This is a genomic window from Microbulbifer sp. ARAS458-1 (genome assembly GCF_045348205.1).
In the GTDB taxonomy this organism is placed as follows: Bacteria; Pseudomonadota; Gammaproteobacteria; order Pseudomonadales; family Cellvibrionaceae; genus Microbulbifer.
On the sequence record NZ_CP155838.1, the window covers coordinates 1,139,492 to 1,149,673 of the forward strand.

Annotated in this window: 10 protein-coding genes (1 of these 10 running past the window's edge); 5 read left to right on the top strand and 5 right to left on the bottom strand. The window is 59.5% G+C overall.

Annotation, left to right across the window (positions count from 1 at the left end; all coding sequences use genetic code 11):
* Nucleotides 1-2 precede the first annotated feature (2 nt).
* The 3 genes from AAFH99_RS04720 to AAFH99_RS04730 all read right to left on the bottom strand — a co-directional run bounded on the left by AAFH99_RS04720 (nt 3) and on the right by AAFH99_RS04730 (nt 3,216).
* Nucleotides 3-794 (bottom strand): hydroxymethylpyrimidine/phosphomethylpyrimidine kinase, encoded by a 792-nt coding sequence (locus AAFH99_RS04720; RefSeq protein ID WP_043320209.1) that lies wholly within the window; start codon nt 792-794, stop codon nt 3-5.
* A 106-nt stretch (nt 795-900) separates the two neighbouring features.
* On the bottom strand, nt 901-1,323 hold the full coding sequence (gene hemJ / locus AAFH99_RS04725; protein ID WP_043320210.1) for a protoporphyrinogen oxidase HemJ: 423 nt from the start codon (nt 1,321-1,323) through the stop codon (nt 901-903).
* Nucleotides 1,324-1,395: 72 nt separating this feature from the next.
* Complete coding sequence (locus AAFH99_RS04730) at nt 1,396-3,216, bottom strand: chloride channel protein (protein ID WP_406828798.1); 1,821 nt, start codon at nt 3,214-3,216, stop codon at nt 1,396-1,398.
* A gap of 124 nt (nt 3,217-3,340) precedes the next feature.
* Here AAFH99_RS04730 and argC point away from each other — a divergent pair, with 124 nt between their 5' ends.
* The 4 genes from argC (at nt 3,341) to erpA (ending at nt 6,203) form a co-directional block, all read left to right on the top strand.
* Nucleotides 3,341-4,396: an N-acetyl-gamma-glutamyl-phosphate reductase gene (gene argC / locus AAFH99_RS04735; RefSeq protein ID WP_406828799.1), complete on the top strand. Its 1,056-nt coding sequence runs from the start codon at nt 3,341-3,343 to the stop codon at nt 4,394-4,396.
* 75 nt (nt 4,397-4,471) lie between these two features.
* Nucleotides 4,472-5,212, top strand: coding sequence for a DUF6776 family protein (locus AAFH99_RS04740; RefSeq protein ID WP_043320214.1), 741 nt, complete (start codon nt 4,472-4,474; stop codon nt 5,210-5,212).
* Nucleotides 5,213-5,306: 94 nt separating this feature from the next.
* Nucleotides 5,307-5,720, top strand: a complete 414-nt coding sequence (locus tag AAFH99_RS04745) for a polymer-forming cytoskeletal protein (RefSeq protein WP_231492000.1) — start codon at nt 5,307-5,309, stop codon at nt 5,718-5,720.
* Nucleotides 5,721-5,849: 129 nt separating this feature from the next.
* The gene (gene erpA, locus AAFH99_RS04750) at nt 5,850-6,203 is read left to right on the top strand and encodes an iron-sulfur cluster insertion protein ErpA (RefSeq protein WP_043320216.1); all 354 of its coding nucleotides are present in this window, start codon (nt 5,850-5,852) and stop codon (nt 6,201-6,203) included.
* 31 nt (nt 6,204-6,234) lie between these two features.
* Here erpA and AAFH99_RS04755 read toward each other — a convergent pair whose 3' ends face one another.
* Together AAFH99_RS04755 and AAFH99_RS04760 are read right to left on the bottom strand one after the other, a co-directional pair.
* Nucleotides 6,235-7,347 (bottom strand): anhydro-N-acetylmuramic acid kinase, encoded by a 1,113-nt coding sequence (locus AAFH99_RS04755; protein ID WP_406828800.1) that lies wholly within the window; start codon nt 7,345-7,347, stop codon nt 6,235-6,237.
* Nucleotides 7,348-8,646 carry a peptidoglycan DD-metalloendopeptidase family protein gene (locus tag AAFH99_RS04760; RefSeq protein WP_231492003.1) on the bottom strand — a complete coding sequence of 433 codons (1,299 nt, stop codon included), beginning with the start codon at nt 8,644-8,646 and terminating at the stop codon, nt 7,348-7,350.
* Between the two features lie 453 nt (nt 8,647-9,099).
* Here AAFH99_RS04760 and tyrS point away from each other — a divergent pair, with 453 nt between their 5' ends.
* Nucleotides 9,100-10,182 carry the 5' portion of a tyrosine--tRNA ligase gene (gene tyrS / locus AAFH99_RS04765; protein ID WP_406828801.1) on the top strand. 225 nt of this gene lie beyond the right edge of the window, so the window shows 1,083 of its 1,308 coding nt (coding positions 1-1,083); it begins with the start codon at nt 9,100-9,102; its stop codon lies off the right edge, out of view.

The window sequence follows — 10,182 nt, forward strand, 5'->3', positions numbered from 1 at the left end:
GCTCAGTCCTTACAGGTCCAGAACAGGCGGTTGGGAACCGGCCGCCCCATCCCCAGGCGGCGACTGCCGGCAATGGCGCTCCAGGTGAACTGCTGGCCGCGATTGACCGCCTCGAGCATGGTAAGCCCGTGGGCGATATGGCAGGCAATGGCGGTGGTAAGGGTGCCGCAGGCGCCGTAAGCAGCCGGGGGCAGGCGTTGCCAGCGGAATTCCCGCACCAGGCCGCGCGCATCGTAAAGCCGATTCTCCAGCTGCTGCTCACAGGCGGGTACGCCGGTCAGTAGCAGGTAGCGGCAACCGGTTTCCAGCAGCTCCTGAGCCTGGGCATCGTGAACGTCCGCTTCGCCCGCCATGGCGCGTGCTTCGCGGCGGTTTGGCGCCACCAGTGTGGCCAGTGGCAACAGCAGGTCGGTCATGGCCTTCCACAGCGGGGGGGCGAGAACGCTTTCCTTGTCGGCGAGGGTGGCATCCGGGTCAATAATCAGCGGGACATCCGGGTAGTCCCGCAGAACGCTGTGCAGCGCGTGGACGTTCTCCACCGAGCCCAGGTAACCGATTTTGATGGCGGCGATCGGCATGTCCTCAAGTACCGCCCGGGCCTGCTCTACCAGCAGACTGTCATCCACCGGTGCCACACCTGCCAGTTCGCTGGTGTCGCCAACGGTGATTGCGGATACCACGGAAGCGCAATGGCAACCGAGACTGGCGGCAGTTTCCGTGTCGGCCGCTATGCCGGCACTCCCGCTGGGGTCGTGGTGGGTTACGGTGAGGACAATCGGTTGGCGTGTATCCATGGGCGTTTGGGAACTCCTCGCAGATTTCCTAATTCTAGCCGGGGCGACCGCGACCGGGTGGCCTGGGGCGCCCCTGTCGCGGTGGATTGACCGGTGACGTACTGGTTTAGAAGGGCTTCACCACGGCGAGAATCACAATGGCCAGCAGGGCCAGCACCGGCAACTCATTGAAAATTCGGAAATAGCGACCGCTTTTGGTGACGGTGCCGGTGGCAAACTTTTTCACGTAACTGCCGCAGATATGGTGGTAGCCGATCAGCAGCACCACTAGGGTCAGTTTGGCATGCAGCCAGCCGGCGGATTTGTAGTACTCGGGATTGAAGGTGATCAGCCAGATACCGAATATCAGAGTGGCGAGCATGGAGGGCGTGGCGATACCCCGATACAGACGCCGCTCCATAATCTTGAATCGATCTTTACTCACCGAGTCGGTAGCGTCGATGTGATAGACGAACAGTCGCGGCAGATAAAACAATGCGGCAAACCAGCAGACCATTGAGATGATGTGGAAGGCTTTTACCCAAAGCATCGAAGCTCCTTATCCGGAGGAAAACCGGTTTATTCGGTGGTGCAAATTACTGCCTGCGGTCCTCGCAGAGGGTCACTGGCGATAATAATGTTCTATGTGCTGCGGCAGGATGATACCCGCCACATCGCTGTTCAGTACACCCGGGTTGCCCTGATCGTAATCTCGCCCGATATACAGGGCGTCTGCGCCGTGTTGCTCCAGCTCCTGATACGCTTCCAGCAGGGTGGCGCGCCAGCTCAAGGGGGCAACCTGCAGGCGTTCCCCCGGCAGCCTCAGCAGGTCGATTTTCTCGCTGTCTTCCGGTTCCGCCTCTTCGCCGTCGGCTTCTTTTTTTGGGCGCTGCAGAAAATTCGCCAGGTCCGCGGTGCGCAGGGCCTGGGTGCCGTTCTCCCCTTCCACCAGCAGCCAGGCCGGCTGCTGCTCAATCAGTCGCTGCGCCTGGGCTGCGTCCAGTTGTTGTGGGGCGACAGCAACTGCCCTCTCCATCGCGCCGGCGACGCCCACACGGCTGAGCATTTGCGCTCGCCATGACGGGGTGCCGCTTTTCCCCAGTGCGCGCAGGGATTCCTGGTAAATTCCCTGGGTCGAGAACAGTTGACGGCTCACCAGACAGGCCACCACGATGGTCATCATCGCGGGAAACAGCACGTTCGGATTATAAGTGAGCTCGAGAATGGCCAGCAGCGCAGCAAGTGGTGCGTTCAACAGAGCCGCCATCATGGCTGCCATCCCCACCATGGCATAGAGCCCGGGGCTGGCAGTGGCCGCCCCCAGCCAGAGATTGGCCAGATGGCCGGCGGCGCCGCCGATACAGGCGCCGAGTATCAGACTGGGGCCAATCACCCCGCCGGGGATGCCGAGGCCTGTGGCCAGAGCCGTTGCCACGAGCTTTGCCAGCACAATGGCCGAGAGGGTGGCGATACCCAGTTGCCCGAGCATGGCCATTTCCAGAGTGTCGTAACCGGTGCCCAATATCTGTGGCACCCACAGTGCCAGGATGCCGGTGGCCGCGCCGGCGAGTGCAAAGCGCAACAGGGGGTGAAAGCGTAATTGCAGAGGCAGCAGCCGACGCTGACTGATAATAAACAGGGCGGCGAGAGCCCCGACCGCCAGCGCGCACACGAACAGGATGGGCAGCTCCGCCAGAGATTGCAGTTGTGATGCGGGTACACTGAATGCCGCCTGATGACCAAAGGCCAGACGGGTGGCGGCGCTGCCACTGACCGCGGCGATCATCACCGGTAAGAAACCGGCCACCGTGTACTCCAGCATGACCACCTCCATGGCGAAGATCACGCCGGCCAGGGGGGTATTGAAGGAGGCGGCAATCGCCGCAGCGACACCACAGGCGAGGAGGGTGCGCAATGCATTGTTTGGCAATCGCAAACGGTGTGCGACCCAGGAGCCGCTGGCGGCCCCGAGGTGTACCGATGGCCCTTCGCGACCGATCGACTGGCCGCTCAACAGAGCCAGGGAGCCGGCGAAGAACTGCAGTAGCGCGTTTTTCATCGGCATTCTGCCCTGGTGGCTGTGCAGCCGGTCGAGCACGTGCAGTACCCCTACCGAACGCACCGAAGGCGTTACCCAGTGAAAAATGAGTCCCAGCAGAATGGCGCCACTGAAGGGCAGCAGGAATCGCCAAAGCGGTGGCAGGGATTCGAAATCCTCCAGGCGTGGCAGGTACAGAATCGCCGGCCCTTCACTCAATTGCCGGAAGCCAATCACCACAAGTCCTGCACAGATTCCTATGACCAGTGCCAGTAGTACCAGGAGCGACAGGGCTTTTTGCGCAGACAGGTCCAGCTGCAGTCGGTCCAGCAGTCGCGGGCGGCGGGGATGGAGCGGTGACGGGGATGGGCTGGCAGGAGCGTTCGACTGCGTTCGGCGCCGCACGGTTAATCCTTTAATCTGGTTGGCTTATGGTAGAGTGCACGGCTCAGTATACAGGGGGTGCCAGTGGACAACAGGCGTCTCCGCAAGGATAGAAAACCGCAGGCAGCTAGAAAGGAGCGGAGTTGTGAGTGTCATCAAAGCGGCAATTGTGGGCGGAACTGGATATACCGGTGTAGAGCTGTTGCGTCTGCTGTCTGGCCATAACGGGGTGGAAGTGAGAGCGATTACCTCCCGAGCCGAGTCGGGCACGCCAGTGGCGGAACTGTTTCCCAGCCTGCGCGGTCACTATGACCTGAAGTTCACCGCCCCCGATGTGGAGGAGCTTGCGGCCTGCGATGTGGTGTTTTTTGCTACCCCCCACGGCGTTGCCCAGGCTCAGGTGCCCCAGCTGATCGCACGTGGAGTGCGGGTGATCGACCTTTCCGCGGATTTTCGGCTACAGGATATCCCCACCTGGGAGAAGTGGTATGGACAGCAGCATGCCTGTCCCGAGTTGGCGGCTGAGGCAGTGTACGGATTGCCCGAAACCAACCGCGCGCAAATTGTCGGAGCACAACTGATCGCCTGCCCCGGGTGCTATCCCACTGCGATCCAGCTCGGCTTCCTGCCGTTGCTGGAAGAGGGGCTGGTGGAGACTACGGGTCTGATCGCCAATGCGGCCAGCGGTGCCAGTGGCGCGGGCCGGCAGGGTAAAACCGATCTGCTTTTTGCGGAGAATAATGACAGCTTCCGGGCTTATGCGGCCGCGGGGCACCGCCACCTGCCGGAAATCGAGCAGGGGCTCGGGCGGGCAGCGGGTGGTCCAGTGGAGCTGACCTTTGTGCCCCACCTGTTACCCATGGTGCGGGGTATTCACGCCACGCTTTACGCAAGGCTCAAGGATGCCTCTGCTGCCGCTTCCGCGCAGGAGGCGCTGCAGGCACAGTTTGAGCAGCGCTATGCTGCCGAGCCGTTTGTCGATGTGATGCCTGCCGGCAGTCACCCGCAGACCCGCAGTGTAAAGGGGACCAATGTGTGCCGCATGTCGGTAATGCGTCCTCAAGGGCGCGATACCGTAGTGGTGCTGTCGGTCATCGATAACCTGGCCAAGGGGGCGTCAGCACAGGCGATTCAGAACATGAATATCATGTTTGGCTTAAATGAGAACCAGGGGCTAGAGAGCCCGGCACTGCTGCCTTAGAATCAAAGGCAGAGCACAAACAATAAAACACGCGACAGCAGCGAATACTACATAGCGAAAACACGAATAGAACCCATGGCCCGCAAAGTTAAAGGCAGCAAGCAGTACCGCATGAAGGTTGTGCCTCACCGGCCCATCCACGGCGTTTTTTCCGCGCTGGGGGTGAGCCTGCTGGTGTTGTCCACCAGTGCAGGCGCGTTCTTCGCCGGCCAGTATCAGCTGAGCAAAAGCCTGGATGAAAAGACCCGGGCCCATGCTCGGGTGCTCGACGAGGTGGATCGCCTGCGTGCGGAAAATGAGACCCTGCGCGTGCGCGCCACAACCGCGGAGCAGTCGGTAGCCATCGGTGAACAGGCCAGTGAATCGGTGCGCGCTGAGTTGGTGGCGAAAGATAACCAGATCGCGGAGCTGCGGCAGGAAATTTCGTTCTATCGCGGCATCATGGCTCCCACTGAGGGGAGTGACGGAGTGTCCATCGGCCGCTTCAGCATCTCTGAATCCGGTGATCGTCGCTATCAGTATAAGCTGCTGGTTCAGCAGTCCGCTGCCCGCCACCAGTTGGTCACCGGGGCGGTGCGTTTCACCATTGTCGGACAGGTGGGAGGGGAAGCCCGGCGCTACGCCCTGGCAGATCTTTCACCGCAAGTGGAAAGCGAATCGATTCCGCTGCGATTCAAATATTTCCAGAACATTGAGGGAGAGCTACAGTTGCCGGAGGGCTTTGTGCCGGAAGGTGTGGAATTGTCGCTCAAATCCAGTAAGCGCAAAGGTTTCAGTATTGATCAGCGCTATGGCTGGCTGGTGCAGCAAAGTTGATTTGCTGATGGCGCTCTGGCGCTGGTGGAGGTACCAGCCTCCATCCAATTCATGAGGTTTCGGTTGAATTATGTTGAAAAAGAAAGAGAAAACTATGGCTAGCACTGGTGGCAACAGCACAACTCTGATCGCCCGTCACACTGAGGTGACCGGCGACCTGCATTTTCGCGGCAACCTGGTGGTTGAAGGCAAGGTGAAGGGCAATATCAGTGCGCACAGTGACACCGACGCGCGCCTGCAGATCGTGGATGGCGGCACCATCGAGGGTGAAATCCGAGTTCCCAACGTAGTGGTCAACGGCAACGTGAAAGGCGATGTCCATGCCAGTGGTCATCTGGAGCTGGCCTCCAAGGCAATGGTAGAGGGCAACGTGCATTACAAACTGATTGAAATGGTCAAGGGTGCCCAAGTGAATGGCTCTCTGGTATCCAACGTCGAAGTGGACACTGCCGGCGAGACCCGCATGCTGGGTTACAATTCGGACGAAGTGATTACTGACGCAGAGTGACCTGAGCGGCCCTGCTGGTGAAGCCCGGGAATTGGGACAATACTTGACCCATTTGCTGGGTTTTATCCATAATGCGCTCCGTCAGCGCCCACAATAGGGTAGGTGCTGCAAACTGTGTCGAGAAAGTCTATGTCTGAAGCTGTTTCCTTTTCACCCGAACCTATCCAGGTGACCGAGCAGGCCGTTGCCAAGGTCAAGGGGCTGCTGGAAGAGGAAGGCAATCCGGAACTGAAGCTACGGGTATTCGTGACCGGTGGCGGCTGTTCTGGCTTCCAGTACGGTTTTACCTTTGACGAGCTGGTGGCGGAAGACGACGCGATCGTCGAGAAAGACGGGATTCAGGTACTGGTCGACGCCATGAGCTACCCGTATCTGGTGGGGGCCAGCGTGGATTACGAAGAGGGGCTGTCCGGTTCCCGCTTTGTCGTGCAGAATCCGAATGCATCATCCACCTGTGGCTGCGGCTCCTCTTTTTCCATTTGATGTCATCGCCGGTTACCCCTTCCCAGGCTACTCAGGCCGGGAATATACCCCCGAGAATCGTTTCTTTGGCTGCCCCGGTCACAGCGGGGCAGTTCCCCGTGAGGCCCTGTATAGTCTGGTGTGCCAGCCAGGCGAAGCCGGCTCCCTCCACCCAGTCCGCGTCAATTCCGTAGTGATCCGTTGGTGATACCGTCCAGGTGGGTAGCCGCCGACGTATTCGATCCATGAGGTCACTATTGCGCGCTCCCCCGCCACAGACCAGCAGTTCACCGCCGCGGGCAAATTCGTGCACACCGTTGGCGATAGTTGCCGCTGTCACTTCCGCGAGCGTGGCCTGAACATCCGCTGGAGTTACTTCGAGGCCGGCGCTGGCGCGTTCCAGCCAGCTTGGGTTGAAAGCCTCCCGGCCGGTGCTCTTCGGGGCAGGCGCGGTAAAAAAGGGATCGTTCAGCAGGCGATTGAGCAGCTCCGGCTGAGGGTTGCCGCTAGCGGCCCAGGCGCCATTGGCGTCGTAGGCTTCACCCTTGTGCAGCTTTACCCAGTAATCCAATAGTGCATTTCCCGGCCCCGTATCGTATCCCCGTACGCCGCCTGCTGCGGCCAATTCGGTGATATTCGCCATTCCGCCGATATTTACCACCGCTCGGTCGCGATCGGTGCGGAACACGGCATTGTGAAATGCGGGCATCAGCGGAGCACCCTGTCCGCCGAGGGCCATATCGCGACGGCGGAAATCCGCGACGGTCGTGATTCCGGTAATGGCTGCGATTGTGTTGGGATCACCGAGTTGGAGGGAGAATGGAGTAGAGACTGAGCCCGGCGGACGGTGACGCACGGTCTGGCCGTGGCTGCCAATGGCGCGCACCGCCTCCGGTTTGACGTTGGCTTCGCGCAGCACCTCGAGGGTCGCGGCGGCAAACTCCTCACCCAGTTGCCGATCCAGCTGGCCGGCGCGGTCCAGCTCCGAAGGGCCCGGTGCGCAGAGTGCCAGAATCGCTTCGCGCATTTCTGCGGAAATCGGATGCCCAATCGCGGCGCGGGTATTGCACTGCAGGCCGTCTCCGGCCTGGGTAAATTCCACCAGCACCGCATCGATACAGTCGACGCTGGTGCCGGACATCAGGCCAATATAAAGGTCCGTCATTCAGTTTACGGAGTCCTTTTCTTCGTCGGTCTGTGCCAGCGCGGGCTGCTCAAAGCGCTCGAGCTGGGCGATCAGGGGTTGAGTCTGTGCCAGGAAACGATCCATTTCTGCAGCGGCCACCGCTTTGGCTTTGGGTAGCTTGCGCACGATAGTGGCCGGATTGCGGTGATGACCATCTACAAGGAATTCATAGTGCAAGTGCGGTCCGGTAGCGTAACCGGTGGAGCCCACGGTGCCGATCACCTGGCGCTGTTTGACCCGTTGTCCACGCTTGACCGCGCGCTTGTGCAGATGCAGGTAGCGGGTAATGTAGCGCTCGCCGTGCTGGATAAATACATAATTGCCGTTGGCCTTGCTGTAGCCCGCCTTGATCACACGGCCGTCACCGGCGGAATAAACCGGGGTGCCTCGAGGAGCTGCGTAATCGGTGCCGTTGTGCGGGCGTCGGGTCTTGAAAATCGGGTGTAGGCGGCGTGGATTGAAATGAGAGCTGATCCGGCCAATATCCACAGGGGTGCGGATAAACGCCTTGCGCATGCTCTTGCCATCTGGCGTGTAGTAATTGATATCGCCGTTGCTGTCGATATAGCGCACCGCGCTGAAGGTTTTCCCCTGATTGGTGAAGGTCACTGCCTGGATGGCGCCGTTACCGATCTTTTCACCGTCGAGAAATTCCTCATCAAATATCACGCTGAACTTGTCGCCCTTGCGAATATCCAGTGCGAAATCGATATCCGAACCGAAAATGTCGGCCATCTCCATTATCAGGTTGTTGCTCAGGCCCGCCTTGCTGCCGTCAACAAACAGGGAACTCTGAATCTCCGCCTGGCGAAATGCGGTGTAGCGCTCTGGATCGCGCTGGTGGAGTGCGTACTTGTACTCATCGGAGCTGTCGCGACTGAACTCGACCTTGCTCAGGCGGTCGCGGTGGAGTTCGAGGGTTTGCAGGCTGCCGTCGCCATCGATTTGAAAGGTGAGCTCTTCCCCTGGTACCAGCTTGGCCAGCTGTTTGGCCTCTTTGCCACTGGCAAGCAGCTGATACATTTCGGCGCTACTTATACCGGCGCGCTGGAATAGGTCGGAAAGTGTGTCGCCGTTGCGTACAGTCTCCTGAACTACGCGCAGCCCCTCCATCACGCTAGGGCTCTCGGATGGCGCGGCTACTGTCTCGGCAGGTGCCGCCGGCAGGGGCTGTTCGGAGGATTCTGGCAGGCTCAAGGTGACCGGGAGCGCGGTGCGCTTGGCTTCCACTTCCGGCGGGGAGACAAACAGTGCCAGAGCCAGTGCGAAACTTGCCACTCCAGCCGCCAAGGCGTGAGTACGCGGGAAATACCTGCCCATGGCGCCCAGTAGGCGCGGGTTCTTGCGTCGATTTTGCATGATTCTATATAGAAGTAGCGCTGACTGTGATTGTTGTGTAGTTCTGGGTCTGGGATCGATGGCGCGCAAGCTGCCGCCTAAAAAACGAACACAGGGGCGACTTTATAACAAAATTACCGCCGTGGTTCACGGAGTAATTGACCTGTCTGTCCATGATTCGGTTCCTCGCTCGCGGGAGAAAGTCGACGCGTTAACTGGTGTGGCGGCAGGCTTGGTAAACCCTTCCTTGCTGCCCCGCTCGATTGTGTCTGGGCCCCGCCTCCGCTTGTATTTACCGCAGGATTCGGTACATTTGCAGCCCGATTTTTCGCCGCTGGAACCCTCTTCCGCGGCAATCCAAAGCTCAATATCAATTTACCGCAAGGGGATACCATGGCCGTAGTGGATGCGACACTGCTGGACGATCTCACCCGCCGCGGGTTGGTCAATCAGGCCACCGGCGACGGCGAACTGGAACAGCATCTGGCAGAAGCAAGTCGCACTCTCTATTGCGGCTTTGACCCAACGGCAGATTCCCTACATATAGGCAGTCTAGTCCCGCTGCTGACACTCAAGAGGTTTCAGGCGGCAGGACATCGGCCGATTGCGTTGGTTGGCGGCGCAACCGGCCTTATTGGCGACCCTTCCTTCAAAGCACAGGAGCGCTCCCTGAATACACCCGACGTCGTTTCCAGTTGGGTGGAAAAGATCAAAGCGCAGGTCAGCGCGTTTGTAGACTTCGATGCTGGTGATAACAGCGCCCTGGTCGCAAATAACCTCGATTGGACCCGGGACCTGAATGTACTCGACTTCCTGCGGGATGTCGGTAAGCATTTTTCGGTCAACAACATGGTGAACAAGGAGTCTGTGAAGCAGCGGATTCAGCGCGAAGGTGAGGGGATCTCCTTTACGGAGTTCGCCTACATATTGCTGCAGTCCATGGACTTCTCCGAGTTGTACAAGCGCCACGAATGTACCCTGCAGATCGGCGGCTCTGACCAGTGGGGTAACATCACTGGTGGCGTTGACCTGACCCGCCGTCAGCATCGTGGCAAGGTGTTTGGCCTGACCCTGCCGTTGGTTACCAAAGCGGATGGCACCAAATTCGGTAAAACCGAGAGCGGAACTATCTGGCTGGACCCGAAGCGGACCTCGCCCTACGCCTTCTATCAGTTTTGGTTGAATACCGCCGATGCGGATGTGTACAAATTCCTTAAGTACTTCACATTTCTCAGTGTCGATGAGATTGATGCGCTGGAGCAGGCGGATGCCGAGCGCGCCGGGAAGCCGGAAGCCCAGGGGGTTCTGGCAAAAGAAGTCACACGCCTTGTGCATGGCGATGAAGGGCTGGCTGCAGCAGAGCGAATTTCACAAGCATTGTTCTCCGGTGGAATTGAAGATCTGTCCGAGGGGGATCTTGAGCAGTTGCGCCTGGACGGTTTGCCGAGTTCAGCGCTGCCAGCAGTTTACGGTGAC

Excerpts from the sequence above, each read along its gene's own strand:
- AAFH99_RS04720 (WP_043320209.1), bottom strand. The coding sequence starts at position 794 with ATGGATACACGCCAACCGATTGTCCTCACCGTAACCCACCACGACCCC.
- hemJ (WP_043320210.1), bottom strand. The coding sequence starts at position 1,323 with ATGCTTTGGGTAAAAGCCTTCCACATCATCTCAATGGTCTGCTGGTTT.
- AAFH99_RS04755 (WP_406828800.1), bottom strand. The coding sequence starts at position 7,347 with ATGACGGACCTTTATATTGGCCTGATGTCCGGCACCAGCGTCGACTGT.
- AAFH99_RS04740 (WP_043320214.1), top strand. The coding sequence starts at position 4,472 with ATGGCCCGCAAAGTTAAAGGCAGCAAGCAGTACCGCATGAAGGTTGTG.
- AAFH99_RS04745 (WP_231492000.1), top strand. The coding sequence starts at position 5,307 with ATGGCTAGCACTGGTGGCAACAGCACAACTCTGATCGCCCGTCACACT.
- erpA (WP_043320216.1), top strand. The coding sequence starts at position 5,850 with ATGTCTGAAGCTGTTTCCTTTTCACCCGAACCTATCCAGGTGACCGAG.